We start from the raw sequence: 14489 nt of genomic DNA on the forward strand, positions 1-14489 counted from the left end.
CCACGGCTAGGAGGCGGTCGGCTCGTCCCCCGGGCGCTTGATCGCCAGGAACTTCTCCAGCTCGGCCGCGAGCGCGTCGGCACTCGGCACGAAGCCGTCCTCGTCGGTGAGCGGCGAGCGCAGGCTCGTCCCCTCCATGTAGGTGTCGTGCCGCGACTCGAGGGCCGCCACGAGCTTCTGCAGCTCCTCGTTCGAGCCCACCTGCTCGTCGACCTTCGAGAGGAACTCGCGGCCGCTCTCGCGGAGGCTGTCGGTCGGGAAGATCAGACCGGTGGACGCGGAGATGCTCTCCAGCGCCGCCACGGCCGCCTGCGGGTACGCCGTGTCGGAGAGGTAGTGCGGGACGAGCAGCGCGAAGCCGACGGCCGGGAGCCCGCGGTCGTAGAGGCGGAGCTCGAGCAGGTGCAGGACGTTCGAGGGGACCTGGGTGACCGGCTTCCAGACCGACATCGCCTCGATCAGGTCCTCGCGGTTGCCGCTGACGGTGACGCCGACCGGGCGGGTGTGCGGCACGGGCATCGGGATGGCGTGCACCCAGGTGGTGCTCGCGACCTCGAGCCGCTCGATCAGGCCGAGCACGGCGCGGGTGAAGCGCTCCCACTGGAAGTCGGGCTCGAAGCCGGTGAGCAGGAGGAACGGCTGGTGCAGCTCGTCGTGCGCGAGGGAGAGGCGGAGCGTCGCCGGCGCGTAGTCGGTCAGGTGGTCCTGATCGAAGGTGATGATCGGCCGACGGGCGCGGTAGTCGAGCAGCTGGTCCTGGTCGAACTCGACGACCGTGCGGTGCTCGAGCGTCCCGTGCAGGTGCTCGGCGAGCTGACCGACCGCACCGCCCGCATCCGCGAACCCGGTGAGGCCGGCGACGAGGTGGAGTCCCCGCGGGACGTCGGCGAGGTCGCCCTCGATCGCGAACAGGTCTTCAGGATCCGGCATGCGATCCACCCTAGACGGCCCGGGCGGGCGCCTCCCGGACGCCTCCCGGGCGGCGCTGAGCCCTGAGCGAACAGCCGAGCCGGCTCGACGGGGCGCTCCGCCCGCCGCGCCTAGCATTGCGCTCATGCCCCTCTCCTCTCTCGAGTACACGACCGCTCCCGCCTCCGATGTCGACACCGACGCCCTCGTCCTCGGCGTCGCCCCGGGTCCGGACGGTCCTCGCCTCGTCGGCGTCGACGGCATCGACGGCTTCGACGAGCTCGTCGCCGCCCTCCCCGCACTCGGCGTGACCGGCTCCGCGGAGACGGCGACGCGCGTCCTCTCCCCTGTCCGCGCCGGCGTGGTCGTGCTGGTCGGCCTGGGCTCCGCCGAGCCGAGCGCCACCGCGCTCCGCACCGCCGCCGGCCTCGCCGTCCGCACCCTCGCCGGCACCGGCTCGGTCGCCCTCGCGCTGCCCACCGACGGCGAGGGCGCGCTCGCCGCCGTCGCGGAGGGGGCCGCGCTCGGCGCCTACGCCTACACCGCCTTCCGCAGCAGCACCGCCGACTCCGTGAAGACCCCGGTCGAGCGCGTCGTCCTCGTGACGACCGACGCCTCGGCCGACGAGGCCGTCCTGGAGCGCGCCTTGGTCGTCGGCCGTGCGATCGCCGAGGTGAAGGACCTCGTCAACGCCCCGCCGTCGCACCTCTACCCGCAGACGCTGGCCGATGCCGCGCAGGCCGGCGTCGAGGGACTGCCCGTCGAGGTCACCGTCTGGGACGAGAAGGCGCTCGAGGAGGACGGCTTCGGCGGCATCCTCGGCGTCGGCAGCGGCTCGTCCCGGCCGCCCCGCCTCGTCAAGATCGCCTACTCCCCCGACGCCGACTCCGGGCGGGCGGCGCCGAAGCACCTCGCCCTGGTGGGCAAGGGCATCACCTTCGACAGCGGCGGACTCTCGCTCAAGCCGCCGGCCTCGATGATCGGCATGAAGGACGACATGACCGGCGCCGCGACCGTCTATGCGGTCGTCCGCGCGGTCGCCGAGCTGCGCCTGCCCGTGCGGGTCACCGCGTGGCTCTGCATCGCGGAGAACATGCCCTCCGGCACGGCCATCCGCCCGAACGACGTGCTCACGATCCGCGGCGGGAAGACCGTCGAGGTCCTCAACACCGACGCGGAGGGCCGACTCGTCCTCGCCGACGGTCTCGTCGCGGCGAGCGAGGAGCAGCCCGATGCGATCGTCGACGTCGCGACGCTGACCGGCGCCGCCGTGGTCGCGCTCGGCAACCGCTACACCGGCGTCTTCGGCGACGACGAGCTCGTCGCCTCAGTGCTCGAGTCCGCCCGCAGCACGGGTGAGCTCTTCTGGCACATGCCGCTCCCGGCCGAGCTGCGCCCACTGCTCAACTCCGAGATCGCCGACATCGCGAACATCAAGCCGGGCAACACCGCCGGCGGCATGCTGATCGCCGCGCACTTCCTCCAGGAGTTCGTCGGCACCCGCGGCGAGGGCGCCGACGCAACGCGGATCCCGTGGGTGCACCTGGACATCGCGGGCCCCGCGAACAACGGCGGCGGCGGCTACGGCTTCACCGGCACGGGCCCCACCGGAGTCTCGGTCCGCGCCCTCCTCGCCCTGGCCGAGGGCCTGGCGAGCGCGTAGTAGGGTCGACGGGGCGGGATCTCCCGCCTCGTCCCCCCTCCGAACGGTCCGCGCGCACCGCGCCGGCGTCCGCGGAGGCGAGGGGAACCGCACGTCGCAAGGGAGTCACTGGGTGTCGGAAGAGCGCTACGACCTGGTCGTGCTCGGAGGTGGCAGCGGCGGGTACGCGGCGGCTCTCCGTGCGACCCAGCTCGGCCTGAGCGTGGCGATCGTCGAGCGCGACAAGCTCGGCGGCACCTGCCTGCACCGCGGCTGCGTCCCGACGAAGGCCCTCCTGCACGCGGCCGAGCTCGCCGACGGCGCGCGCGATGCGCAGAAGTACGGCGTGCTCGCCGCCTTCCAGGGCATCGACGTCCCGGGTGTCACCCGCTACCGCGAGGGCGTCGTCGCCGGGAAGTACAAGGGGCTGCAGAGCCTCGTCTCCTCGCGCGGCATCACCGTGGTCTCCGGCGAGGGCCGGCTCACCGGTCCGAAGACGGTCACGGTCGGCGAGCACGTGCTGCACGGCGACTCGATCGTCGTCGCCACCGGCTCCGCCTCCCGCACCCTGCCCGGCATCGAGATCGGCGGTCGCGTCATCACGAGCGACCAGGCCCTCGAGCTCGATCACGTCCCCGAGCGGGTCGTCGTCCTCGGCGGCGGCGTCATCGGCGTCGAGTTCGCGAGCGTCTGGCGCTCGTTCGGCGCCGAGGTGTCGATCATCGAGGCGCTCCCGCACCTCGTCCCCAACGAGGACGAGAGCGTGAGCAAGCAGTTCGAGCGCGCCTACCGCCGCCGCGGCATCTCGTTCACCCTCGGCTCCCGGGTCACCGGCGTCGTGCAGAGCGAGGACGGCGTGTCCGTCTCGCTCGAGAGTGGCGCGAGCGTCGAGGGAGACCTCCTTCTGGTCGCCGTGGGCCGCGGCCCGGTCACCGCCGGGCTCGGCCTCGAGGAGAACGGCGTGACGCTCGACCGCGGCTACGTCCTCACCGACGAGCGGCTGCAGACCTCGGTCCCCGGCGTCTACGCCGTCGGCGACATCGTGCCCGGCCTCCAGCTCGCGCACCGCAGCTTCCAGCAGGGGATCTTCGTCGCCGAGGAGATCGCCGGCCTCGCGCCGCAGACGGTCTCGGACCTCAACATCCCGAAGGTCACCTACAGCGACCCGGAGGTGGCGTCGATCGGCCTGACCGAGGCGCGCGCCATCGCCGAGCACGGCGCCGAGCGCGTGAAGAGCTACGACTACGGTCTCGGCGGCAACGCGAAGAGCACGATCATCGGCACCGCCGGGTCCGTCAAGGTCGTGCGCGTCGTCGACGGACCCGTCGTGGGCGTCCACATGATCGGGGCCCGGGTCGGCGAGCTGATCGGCGAGGCTCAGCTCATCGTGAACTGGGAGGCGCACCCCGAGGACGTCGCCCCCTTCGTGCACGCGCACCCGACGCAGAACGAGGCGCTCGGCGAGGCGCACCTCGCCCTGGCCGGGAAGCCGCTGCACGCCCTCTAGAACCATCGCGGGGCGGCGACCGGCCGCTCCCGCCTCACTAAACTGAACCCACGAACACAAGCGTCTTAAGGAGACAGGCTCATGAGCGAATCCGTCAGCCTCCCGGCACTCGGAGAGAGTGTCACGGAAGGAACGGTCACCCGCTGGCTGAAGAACGTCGGCGACCGCGTCGAGGTCGACGAGCCGCTGCTCGAGGTCTCGACCGACAAGGTCGACACCGAGATCCCGTCGCCCGTCGCCGGTGTCATCGAGGAGATCCTCGTCCAGGAGGACGAGACCGTCGAGGTCGGTGCCGAGCTGGTCCGCATCGGCGACGGCTCCGGCGCGGCGTCGTCCGAGCCCGAGGCCCCGGCCGAGGAGCCCGCCGCGGAGGAGTCCCCCGAGGCCGAGGCCGCCGAGACCGAGCCGACCGACGAGGCCACCCCCTCCGTCGACGCGGAGACCGAGGAGGAGGCTCCTGCTCCGGCCGAGCCCGAGCCGGCCCCCGCCGCCGAGAAGCCGGCCGCTCCCGAGGCGTCCGCGCCCGCCCCGTCGGCTCCGGCCCCCGCCGCTCCGGCCCCCGCCGCTCCGGCGCCCGCCGCCGCCGCGCCGGCCGCGACCCCCGAGCCCACCGACTCGAACCCCGGCTACGTCACCCCGCTGGTCCGCAAGCTCGCGGGCGAGAACGGGATCGACCTGTCGACCCTCACCGGCACCGGTGTCGGCGGCCGCATCCGCAAGCAGGACGTGCTCGACGCCGTCGAGGCCGCGAAGTCCGCCCCGGCCCCGGTCGCGGCGCCCGCCGCCGCTGCCGCCAAGGCCGCGCGCACGCCGCTCGAGACCTCGCCGCTGCGCGGCACGACGCAGCCGATGACCCGCCTGCGCAAGGTCCTCGCGCAGCGCGCCGTCGAGTCGATGCAGTCGACCGCCCAGCTCACCTCGGTCGTCGAGGTCGACGTCACCGCCGTCGCCCGCTTCCGCGACTCGGTCAAGAAGACCTTCAACGAGAAGACCGGCGCCAAGCTGTCCTTCCTGCCGTTCTTCGCCCTCGCTGCCGCCGAGGCCCTCAAGGCCTACCCGGTGATCAACTCGACGCTCGACGGCGACTCGATCGTCTACCCGGACCACGAGAACATCAGCATCGCGGTCGACACCGAGCGCGGACTGCTGACCCCGGTCCTGAAGAACGCGTCGGAGCTGACCCTCGCGCAGATCGCCAGCACCATCGGCGACCTCGCGGAGCGAACCCGCAACAACAAGCTCAAGCCCGACGAGCTGGCCGGCGGCACCTTCACGCTGACCAACACCGGCTCGCGCGGTGCGCTGTTCGACACGCCCGTCGTGTTCCTGCCGCAGACCGCGATCCTCGGCACCGGCATCGTCACGAAGAAGCCGGCCGTCGTGCAGGTCGACGGCACGGACGCGATCGCGATCCGCTCGACCGTGTTCCTCGCCCTGTCGTACGACCACCGCACGGTCGACGGCGCGGACGCGGCCCGCTTCCTGGTCGCCATCAAGGAGCGCCTCGAGGAGGGCTCGTTCGAGAACGACCTCGGCATCTGACGCCCTCTCGCTGACGCGCCGCACTAGCGGCTCGCGTCGGTGAAGACGTCGCGGAGAAGCCAGACGGCCTCCGTCCTGATCATCAGGACGGAGGCCGTCGTCGTTCCCGCGTCGGGCCCGACCGAGACCACGGCCGAGGCGCCGTTGACGTCGGCGAGCACGGCCGTGACGGCGGTGCCGCCGGCCCCGAGCACCCCGACGGCCTCCGCCCAGTCGGCGCGCATCGGCGAGTCGGCCGTCGTGAGTGCCGCCGCGCACGCCGCCGCGACTCCGCAGTCGCGTGCGGAGGCGAGGAGGGCCGTCGCCGCCTCCTCCGGAGGGAGGCCCGCTGCCGGCGGACGGGGCGGTGGCGGGGCCGCCGACGTCGCCGGTCGAGCGGGTGCCGCCGTCGAGGGCGCCACCGACCGCGTCGCCGTTGACGGGAAGGCTCGGGGTGTCCGCGGAGGTGTCGCGCTCGCCGTCGCGACGGGGGCGGCAGTCGTCGTGACCGCAGGTGCGGCGGTGCGGGGGGCTACCGCCGCCGGCTCCGCTTGCGTCCCCCGGTCCGCTCCGAACGTCGTCATCGCCAGCGCCCCCGCCACGACGACGACCGCGGCCGCGAGCGGACCGCGCCGCTGCCGGAGGACGGCGAGCAGGCGGTCGCGCCAGCCATCCAGGGGATGCGTCCTGCGATGGCGTCGCGGCCCCGGTGCGTGCGCTCGTGTCGACGACTCCCCCACCCCGGTCCGCTCACCTCCTCCGGCCGCCGACGACGCGAGCGCGAGCGGCAGCGGCACCGCGGAGCGGTAGAGCAGCGCCTCGAGCGCCTCGAGGTCGTCGGCCTCACTCGGACTCCCCCGCCACTCCGGACAGCTCCGACGGCAGCGGCCGAGCAGATCGCGGACCGCCGTGCACACCTCCGCCTCGGCCGCGCCCCGCCCCGCCGCGCTCAGGAGCAGCACCGGCCGGCCCTCCGCCGTGAGGCCGACCGCGTCCGCCGCGGGGACCGGGTGCACTCCGGCCCCCACGCAGTCGCGGAGCGCCGCGACGATCGGGGCGAGGACCGTGACGACGACCCCCGGGGGCAGCTCGGCGCCGGACTCGAGCACGCTCTCCAGCGTCCCGACCACCGCGGGGCCGGTGATCAGGACGACCCCGTCGCGGTGCGCGCCCACGTCGACCAGCTGCTGCCGGTGCTCGTGCGGCCCGAGCAGGCCGAGCCCCGACCGCAGCGCCGTCTCCGCCCGCTCCGGCGGGAGCAGCAGAGCGTTCAGCAGCCGGCCGTCGCCGCCGACGACGACAGGACCGAGCTCGCTCCGACCGGCGACGACGAACCCGGCGCAGCGCTCCGCCCGAGGGTCCTCGCCCCCGTGGTCCTGCTCCCCGTTCACCGCCATGCTCCGAGGGTGCCGTCCGGTCGCGCCCGCCGGGGCACGGAGGCGGACATCGGTGGACGCAGGAGCGGCTCCGGCGCTGGGGAGGAGAGCCGACCCGGCGGATCCGCCCGGATCGGTCTCCCCCGCCGGGTCCGCTCGGTATCCTGGAGGAATGGCACGCAGCACGGAACCGTCGACGAAGGCGGTCAAGGAACCAGGACGTCTCAAGCAGATGTGGCAGGTGTTCCAGATGACCCGCCGCTACGACAGCAGCGCGGTCTGGATCATCCTGCTGGCGCTGATCGTCCCGATCCTGCTCGGCGTCCTGCTCGGAGTCCTCCTGGGCGACGGCAACGGCTTCGTCATCGCCCTCTGGATCGTCGTCGGCGTGATGGCCGGCCTGGTCGCCGGACTCGCCGTGCTCTCCCGCCGCGCCGAGCGCGCCGCCTACGGGCAGATCGCCGGGCAGCCGGGTGCCGTCGGCGCCGTCCTGCGCAGCGGGCTCCGCGGGACCTGGACCGGCGGCGAGATGCCGGTGGCCGTCAACGGCAAGACCCAGGACGCCGTCTACCGCGCCGTCGGCCGCGGCGGTGTCGTGCTGATCGCCGAGGGTCCCGCCGGGCGCACGAAGCGCATGCTCGAGGACGAGCGCCGCAAGGTGACCCGCATCCTCCCCAACGTCCCCGTCACCTTCGTAAACGTCGGTCCCGACGAGGACTCGGTGCCGCTGCACAAGGTGCCCCGCACGCTCGCGAAGACCAAGAAGGTGCTGACGAAGGCCGAGGTCCTGGCCGTCAAGAACCGCCTCGCCTCGCTCAACACCTCGCTGCCGATCCCCAAGGGCGTCGACCCCTTCAAGGTGCGACCGCAGCGCTCGCGCTGACGCGCACTGCGCGGAACGACGAACGGCCGGCCGGGATCCCTCCCGCCGGCCGTTCGTCGTTCCGCGGCTCGGTCCCGCTGGAGCCGCAGCCGGTCAGTACCGGACGAGGATCGTGCCCGCGACCTTGTCGTGGAAGCCGCGCTGGTCCGAGTCCCAGACCAGGGCCGGCACCAGCACCGCGAGCAGGACCGAGCGCACCAGCGGCCGCCAGACGCCGACCCAGCCGCCGCCGAGCCGGACCACGCGCATGCCGAGCAGCCGGTGCCCGATGCTGCCGCCGATGGTGGGGATGAAGACCGCCTGCAGCACGACGAAGAGGATGATGCTCGCCCAGCGGTCGTAGCCGAAGAAGACGAAGGACAGCAGCGCGACGATCGCGAAGTCGACGGCGAGGGCGGCGAAGCGGCGTCCGGGGCGGGCGATCGACATCCGGCCCTGCTCGGGGAGCCCGAGGCGCTGCCCCGGTCGGGTGCTCGGGGCGACGTCCGCGAAGGTCCTGCGCTCGGGTGCTGGCATCCTCCGATGCTACCCGCGGCGGCCTCGGCGGAGGCGGGCACCGAGCCCCCTGCCAGGGACGCACCGCGCCCTCCCGTTAACATGGTCGAAACAATCGGGACACGGCGGGGAAACCCCCCGTCACTACCCTGGAACGGCTGCGCTCTGCAGCAACCCGTTACGCCATTGGAGACCTTTGCATGTTTAAAGATTCTTCCGAGGTGCTCAAGTTCATCAAGGACACGGACGTCAAGTTCCTCGACATCCGGTTCACCGATCTCCCCGGTGTCCAGCAGCACTTCAACATCCCCGCCTCGACGGTCGACGAGGAGTTCTTCTCCGTCGGCCAGCTCTTCGACGGGTCCTCGATCCGCGGATTCGCGAACATCCACGAATCGGACATGCAGCTGATCCCTGACGTGACCACCGCCTACGTGGACCCGTTCCGCGTCGAGCGCACGCTGATCATCGTCTTCGACATCTACAACCCGCGCAACGGGGAGATCTACTCGAAGGACCCGCGCCAGGTCGCCAAGAAGGCCGAGAAGTACCTCGCGTCGACCGGCATCGCCGACACCGCGTTCTTCGCTCCCGAGGCCGAGTTCTACATCTTCGACGACGTGCGCTACGAGGTCACCCAGAACTCCGCGTTCCACTCCGTCGACTCCGTCGAGGGCGCCTGGAACTCGGGCCGCGTCGAAGAGGGCGGCAACCTCGGCAACAAGACCCCCTACAAGGGCGGCTACTTCCCCGTCAGCCCGGTCGACAAGCAGGCCGACCTCCGCGACGACATCTGCCTCAAGCTGATCGACGCCGGCCTCATCCTCGAGCGCTCGCACCACGAGGTGGGCACCGGCGGCCAGGCCGAGATCAACTACCGCTTCGACACGATGGTCCACTCCGCGGACGACATCCTGAAGTTCAAGTACATCGTCAAGAACACGGCCGAGCAGTGGGGCAAGACCGCCACGTTCATGCCGAAGCCGCTCTTCGGCGACAACGGCTCGGGCATGCACACCCACCAGTCTCTGTGGAACGACGGCAAGCCCCTGTTCTACGACGAGAACGGCTACGGCGGCCTCTCGGACGTCGCGCGCTGGTACATCGGCGGCCTGCTCAAGCACGCCCCCGCGGTCCTCGCGTTCACGAACCCGACGGTCAACTCGTACCACCGCCTGATCCCGGGCTTCGAGGCGCCGGTCAACCTGGTCTACTCGGCCGGCAACCGCTCCGCGTCGATCCGCATCCCGATCACGGGCACGAACCCCAAGGCGAAGCGCATCGAGTTCCGTGCGCCCGACGCCTCGGGCAACCCGTACCTCGCGTTCGCCGCCCAGCTGATGGCGGGCCTCGACGGCATCAAGAACCGCATCGAGCCGCACGAGCCGGTCGACAAGGACCTCTACGAGCTGCCCCCCGAGGAGGCCAAGCTCATCCCGCAGGTCCCCGCCTCGCTCGAGGAGGCCCTGGCCGCCCTCGAGGCCGACCACGACTTCCTCCTCCAGGGCGGCGTGTTCACCCAGGAGCTCATCGAGACCTGGATCGACTACAAGCGCGAGAAGGAGATCAAGCCCCTCGCGCAGCGCCCGCACCCCTTCGAGTTCGAGCTGTACTACGGCGTCTGATCCGACGCACCGCGGCGCTCACGCACCGCACGAAGGGCCGTTCCTCTCCGGAGGAGCGGCCCTTCCGCGTTCCCGCCCGTGATCCGGTGACGGAGCGGCGGCTCAGCGGTAGGAGGGCGCGTCGACCTCGACCGGGCCGTAGAAGCGGCGCTCGAAGACGGCGCGGGCCCGGCGGGTGACGCCGAGGTAGTCGTCCTCGAGCTGCGTCGCGGAATCGGCGGGGTACTCCAGGAGGCGTGCGACGCCGTCCAGCTGGCGGCGGTCGGCCGGCAGCACGTCGGCCGTGCGGTCGGTGAACAGGGTCATCGCCGAGCGCACCCGCGACGCGAGGAGCCAGGCCGCGCGCAGACGCTCGGCGTCGGGCGGCGAGATCAGCTCCGCCTCCTCCGCCACGCTCAGCGCGGTCAGCGTCGAGGTCGTCCGCAGCGCCGGGATCGTGCGCGCGTGCTGCAGCTGCAGCAGCTGCACCAGCCACTCGACGTCGCTCAGCGAGCCGCGGCCGAGCTTCAGATGGCGCTTCGGGTCCGCGCCCTGCGGCAGGCGCTCGCTCTCCACCCGCGCCTTGATCCGCTTCACCTCGCGGATGTCGCGGTCGGAGATCCCGGCGGGGTAGCGGACGCCGTCGGCCAGCTCCTCGAAGTCCGCGATCAGCGCGGCGTCACCGGCGACTCCGCGGGCGCGCAGCAGCGCCTGCGCCTCCCACGTGAGCGACCAGCGGGCGTAGTAGGCCCGGTAGGAGTCGAGCGAGCGCACCAGCGGGCCGTTCTTGCCCTCGGGACGGAGGTCGGCGTCGAGATCGAGCGGGAGCCGCGAGTCCTCGGTCAGCCGGACGAGCTCGGCCACGAGGAACTGCGCGTAGAGCTGCGCCTCATGCGGGTCGGCGTCGCCGGGCCGCTGGACGTACATCACGTCGGCATCGGAGCCGAAGCCGAGCTCCGCTCCCCCGTAGCGCCCCATGCCGATGACGGCGAACTCGGCACCCGACCCGCGGCGGCCGGTGCTCGAGCGCCGCACGGCGGCCAGCACGCCGCCGAGGAGCGCGGTGATGATGTCGGAGAGGCTCGTCGCGATCTCCTCGATCGTGCTCAGCCCGAGGACTCCGCCGATCGCGGTGCGGAGCACCTCGCGTCGGCGCATCCCCCGCAGCGCCGTGGCGACGGCCTCGGGGGTGTCGTGGCGCGCGAGGACTGCGCGCACCTCCTCCGCCAGTCGGTCGGCGCTCCGGGGACGCAGGGCCTCGTCGTCCTCCAACCAGGCCGCCGACTCGGGGATGCGGTCGAGCAGCTCGCCGACGAAACGCGAGCCGGACAGGACGGTCGTCAGGCGCTTCGCGGCCCCGGAGGAGTCGCGCAGCATCCGGAGGAACCAGGGGGTGCCGCCGAGCGTGTCGCTCAGCCGGCGGAAGGCGAGGAGTCCGTAGTCGGGGTCGGCGCCGTCGGCGAACCACTGCAGCATCACGGGGACGAGGTGGCGCTGAATGCTCGCGCGCCGCGAGACACCGGAGGTCATGGCGGCGATGTGGCCGAGGGCGCCCTTCGCATCGACGAAGCCGATGGCGGCGAGGCGCGCCTCCGCCTGACCCGTCGACAGCTCGATGCCGCCGTCGGGCAGCGCGGCGACGGCCGAGAGCAGCGGACGGTAGAACAGCCGCTCGTGCAGCCCGCGGACGCGGTGCTTGATCGAGTTCCAGACGGTGAGGAGCTCCTCGGCGCTGCGGGCGAGACCGCTCGCCCGGGCCAGGGTCCGCAGCTCGTGCTCGTCGCGCGGCATCAGGTGGGTGCGCCGCAGCCGCCGCAGCTGGAGCCGGTGCTCGAGCAGGCGCAGCGCGCGGTAGTCCTGCGCGAACTCCTCCGCCGCGGCCCGGCCGATGTAGCCGCGGTCGGCGAGCGCACCGAGGGCGAGCAGGGTGCCCGGCATGTGGATCTCGTCGTCGGTCTGGCCGTGCACGAGCTGGAGCAGCTGGACGGTGAACTCGATGTCGCGCAGCCCGCCCGGGCCGAGCTTGATCTGGTAGTGCACGTCGTTCGGCGGGATGTTCTCGGTGACGCGCTCGCGCATCCGCTGCACCGACTCGACGAAGTTCTCGCGGGACGCGCTCGACCACACCTTCGGGGCGACGGCCTCGACGTAGGCGCGGCCCAGCTCCAGGTCCCCCGCGAGCGGACGGGCCTTCAGCAGGGCCTGGAACTCCCAGCTCTTCGCCCAGCGGTCGTAGTAGGTGATGTGCGACTCGAGGGTCCGCACCAGCGCGCCCTGCTTGCCCTCGGGGCGCAGGTTCGGGTCGACCTCCCAGAGCTCGGGCTCGAGGGCGAGCGCCGAGGTGCCGCGCATGAGCAGGACGGCGAGCCGCGTCGCGATGTCGATCGCCCGGGCGTTGGAGAGATCGCGCTCGGGGTCGCCCTCCGCCACGAAGATGACGTCGACGTCGCTGACGTAGTTGAGCTCGGACGCACCCGCCTTGCCCATCCCGATCACGGCGAAGCGCGTCGCCTCGACCTCCTCGCGGCTGAACCGGCCGGGACCGGAGCCCGCGATCAGATCGGCGCGCGCAACGGCGAGCGAGGCCTCCAGAGCCGCGCCGGCGACGTCGGCCAGCGTGCGCGCCACCCGGTCCACGGCCGCGACCGGATCGGACTGGCCGAGATCGTGCACGACGACGCGGGTGAGCAGCCGGCGGTACCGGACGCGCAGGGCCGTCCAGCCCTCCTCCTCGTGCAGGGCCGCGACGCCGTCCACGGCGCCGACGGAGTCGAGCAGCTCCTGCTTCAGCTCGGCCCGCCCGGGGAGGACGCGGACGGGATCGAGGACCCCAGCGAGCTCGTCCGGGCGGCGCTGCAGGAAGTCCGCGAGACCCGAGGACGCGCCGAGCACCAGCAGGAGACGGGTGATCGCGGCGTCGTCCGCGAGGACGGCGTCCATCCGATCGCGGTGTCCGCGCAGCAGGTCCAGGAGTGCGCCGAGCGCCGCGTCCGGGTCGGCGACCGACGCGAAGGCCGGCACGACCGACGCCAGGGAGCGGCCGGCGAGCTCCTCCGCCTCGGCGAGGCGCGCCCCGGTCTCGCCGAGAGCGGCGAAACCGAGGCGGGCGACCTCGCTCAGCGTGCGTTCGCGCGGCATGGCGGGAGCGGTCAGAGCATCTCGAGGTTGCTGCGCAGCTCGTACGGGGTGACCTGGGCGCGGTACTCGGCCCAGTCCTTCCGCTTGTTGAGCAGCACGAAGTTGAACACCTGCTCGCCGAGCGTCTCGGCGACGAGCTCCGACTCCTCCATCAGCGAGATGGCCCGGTCGAGGCTCGCGGGAAGCGGGCTGTAGCCGAGAGCGCGGCGCTCCGCGTCGGACAGGGTCCAGACGTTGTCCTCGGCCTCCGCGGGGAGCTCGTAGCCCTCCTCGATGCCCTTCAGTCCCGCGGCCAGCAGCAGCGAGTAGGCGAGGTACGGGTTCGCGGCGGAGTCGAGCGCGCGGTACTCGATGCGCGAGGACTGGCCCTTGTTGGGCTTGTAGAGCGGCACGCGCACGAGCGCGGAGCGGTTGTTGTGGCCCCACGACACGTAGCTCGGAGCCTCGTCCCCGCCCCAGAGGCGCTTGTACGAGTTGACGAACTGGTTCGTCACCGCGGTGATCTCCGGGGCGTGCTTGAGCAGCCCCGCGATGAACTGGCGGCCGAGCTTGGACAGCTGGTACTGCGCGCCCTGCTCGTAGAAGACATTGACGTCGCCCTCGAAGAGCGAGAGGTGCGTGTGCATGCCCGAGCCGGGGTGACCGGAGAGCGGCTTCGGCATGAAGGTCGCATAGACGCCCTGCTCGATCGCCACCTCCTTGATGACCGTGCGGAAGGTCATGATGTTGTCGGCCGTGGTGAGGGCGTCCGCGTAGCGGAGGTCGATCTCGTTCTGACCGGGGCCCGCCTCGTGGTGGCTGAACTCGACCGAGATGCCGAGGTCCTCGAGCATGCGGACCGAGCGGCGGCGGAAGTCGTGCGCCGTGCCGCCGGGGACGTTGTCGAAGTAGCCGGCGGAGTCGACGGGCTCGGGGCCCTCCGCGCCGAACGTCGACGACTTCAGCAGGTAGAACTCGATCTCGGGGTGCGTGTAGAACGTGAAGCCGCGCTCCGCCGCCTTCGCGAGCGTGCGCTTGAGCACGTTCCGCGGGTCGGCGACGGCGGGCTGGCCGTCGGGCGTGGTGATGTCGCAGAACATCCGCGCCGTCGGGTCGATCTCGCCCCGCCAGGGCAGGATCTGGAAGGTCGACGGGTCCGGGTGCGCGAGCACGTCGGCCTCGAACGAGCGGGTCAGACCCTCGATCGCGGAGCCGTCGAAGCCGAGACCCTCGGCGAACGCGCCCTCGACCTCGGCCGGCGCGATCGCGACCGACTTGAGCGTGCCGACGACGTCCGTGAACCAGAGGCGAACGAATTTGATCCCTCGCTCTTCAATGGTGCGAAGAACGAAGTCCCGTTGCTTGTCCATCAAGGCCCTTCCTGTTTCGCCTCCAGGCTAGTGGCTCCGCCCCGTGCGTGCTGGGCGCCCTGCCG

Annotated in this window: 10 protein-coding genes; 5 read left to right on the top strand and 5 right to left on the bottom strand. The window is 72.2% G+C overall.

Features of this window, described 5'->3' with window-relative positions; genetic code table 11:
* Nucleotides 1-6 precede the first annotated feature (6 nt).
* Nucleotides 7-930 carry a proteasome assembly chaperone family protein gene (locus HQQ82_RS01925; RefSeq protein WP_173231412.1) on the bottom strand — a complete coding sequence of 308 codons (924 nt, stop codon included), beginning with the start codon at nucleotides 928-930 and terminating at the stop codon, nucleotides 7-9.
* A gap of 124 nt (nucleotides 931-1054) precedes the next feature.
* Between HQQ82_RS01925 and HQQ82_RS01930 the strand changes: the two genes are divergently transcribed.
* The 3 genes from HQQ82_RS01930 to sucB all read left to right on the top strand — a co-directional run bounded on the left by HQQ82_RS01930 (nucleotide 1055) and on the right by sucB (nucleotide 5600).
* Nucleotides 1055-2572 (top strand): leucyl aminopeptidase, encoded by a 1518-nt coding sequence (locus tag HQQ82_RS01930; RefSeq protein ID WP_173231413.1) that lies wholly within the window; start codon nucleotides 1055-1057, stop codon nucleotides 2570-2572.
* 112 nt (nucleotides 2573-2684) lie between these two features.
* Nucleotides 2685-4058: a dihydrolipoyl dehydrogenase gene (lpdA, locus tag HQQ82_RS01935; protein ID WP_173231414.1), complete on the top strand. Its 1374-nt coding sequence runs from the start codon at nucleotides 2685-2687 to the stop codon at nucleotides 4056-4058.
* An 81-nt stretch (nucleotides 4059-4139) separates the two neighbouring features.
* On the top strand, nucleotides 4140-5600 hold the full coding sequence (sucB, locus tag HQQ82_RS01940; protein ID WP_173231415.1) for a 2-oxoglutarate dehydrogenase, E2 component, dihydrolipoamide succinyltransferase: 1461 nt from the start codon (nucleotides 4140-4142) through the stop codon (nucleotides 5598-5600).
* Nucleotides 5601-5623: 23 nt separating this feature from the next.
* Here sucB and HQQ82_RS01945 read toward each other — a convergent pair whose 3' ends face one another.
* Nucleotides 5624-6976, bottom strand: coding sequence for a hypothetical protein (locus HQQ82_RS01945; protein WP_173231416.1), 1353 nt, complete (start codon nucleotides 6974-6976; stop codon nucleotides 5624-5626).
* A gap of 151 nt (nucleotides 6977-7127) precedes the next feature.
* On the opposite strand from HQQ82_RS01945, the gene HQQ82_RS01950 reads away from it, so the two are divergent.
* The gene (locus HQQ82_RS01950) at nucleotides 7128-7838 is read left to right on the top strand and encodes a DUF4191 domain-containing protein (RefSeq protein ID WP_173231417.1); all 711 of its coding nucleotides are present in this window, start codon (nucleotides 7128-7130) and stop codon (nucleotides 7836-7838) included.
* Nucleotides 7839-7931: 93 nt separating this feature from the next.
* On the opposite strand, the gene HQQ82_RS01955 is transcribed toward HQQ82_RS01950, so the two are convergent.
* Nucleotides 7932-8354, bottom strand: a complete 423-nt coding sequence (locus tag HQQ82_RS01955) for an RDD family protein (RefSeq protein WP_173231418.1) — start codon at nucleotides 8352-8354, stop codon at nucleotides 7932-7934.
* 179 nt (nucleotides 8355-8533) lie between these two features.
* On the opposite strand from HQQ82_RS01955, the gene glnA reads away from it, so the two are divergent.
* Nucleotides 8534-9958 (top strand): type I glutamate--ammonia ligase, encoded by a 1425-nt coding sequence (gene glnA / locus HQQ82_RS01960; RefSeq protein WP_123445839.1) that lies wholly within the window; start codon nucleotides 8534-8536, stop codon nucleotides 9956-9958.
* 102 nt (nucleotides 9959-10060) lie between these two features.
* Here glnA and HQQ82_RS01965 read toward each other — a convergent pair whose 3' ends face one another.
* Both HQQ82_RS01965 and HQQ82_RS01970 read right to left on the bottom strand, forming a co-directional pair.
* Nucleotides 10061-13075 (bottom strand): bifunctional [glutamine synthetase] adenylyltransferase/[glutamine synthetase]-adenylyl-L-tyrosine phosphorylase, encoded by a 3015-nt coding sequence (locus HQQ82_RS01965; protein WP_173231419.1) that lies wholly within the window; start codon nucleotides 13073-13075, stop codon nucleotides 10061-10063.
* A gap of 11 nt (nucleotides 13076-13086) precedes the next feature.
* Entirely contained in the window at nucleotides 13087-14424 is a 1338-nt protein-coding gene (locus HQQ82_RS01970) for a glutamine synthetase family protein (RefSeq protein WP_173231420.1), read from the bottom strand.
* Between the last annotated feature and the right edge of the window lie 65 nt (nucleotides 14425-14489).

It is taken from the genome of Rathayibacter sp. VKM Ac-2856, assembly GCF_013205055.1.
Taxonomy (GTDB): Bacteria; Actinomycetota; Actinomycetes; order Actinomycetales; family Microbacteriaceae; genus Rathayibacter.

What these genes read in the sequence shown, in the direction of transcription:
- HQQ82_RS01970 (WP_173231420.1), bottom strand. Translation starts at nt 14,424, where the DNA reads ATGGACAAGCAACGGGACTTCGTTCTTCGCACCATTGAAGAGCGAGGG.
- HQQ82_RS01955 (WP_173231418.1), bottom strand. Translation starts at nt 8,354, where the DNA reads ATGCCAGCACCCGAGCGCAGGACCTTCGCGGACGTCGCCCCGAGCACC.
- HQQ82_RS01925 (WP_173231412.1), bottom strand. Translation starts at nt 930, where the DNA reads ATGCCGGATCCTGAAGACCTGTTCGCGATCGAGGGCGACCTCGCCGAC.
- HQQ82_RS01965 (WP_173231419.1), bottom strand. Translation starts at nt 13,075, where the DNA reads ATGCCGCGCGAACGCACGCTGAGCGAGGTCGCCCGCCTCGGTTTCGCC.
- HQQ82_RS01945 (WP_173231416.1), bottom strand. Translation starts at nt 6,976, where the DNA reads ATGGCGGTGAACGGGGAGCAGGACCACGGGGGCGAGGACCCTCGGGCG.
- HQQ82_RS01930 (WP_173231413.1), top strand. Translation starts at nt 1,055, where the DNA reads ATGCCCCTCTCCTCTCTCGAGTACACGACCGCTCCCGCCTCCGATGTC.
- HQQ82_RS01950 (WP_173231417.1), top strand. Translation starts at nt 7,128, where the DNA reads ATGGCACGCAGCACGGAACCGTCGACGAAGGCGGTCAAGGAACCAGGA.
- glnA (WP_123445839.1), top strand. Translation starts at nt 8,534, where the DNA reads ATGTTTAAAGATTCTTCCGAGGTGCTCAAGTTCATCAAGGACACGGAC.
- sucB (WP_173231415.1), top strand. Translation starts at nt 4,140, where the DNA reads ATGAGCGAATCCGTCAGCCTCCCGGCACTCGGAGAGAGTGTCACGGAA.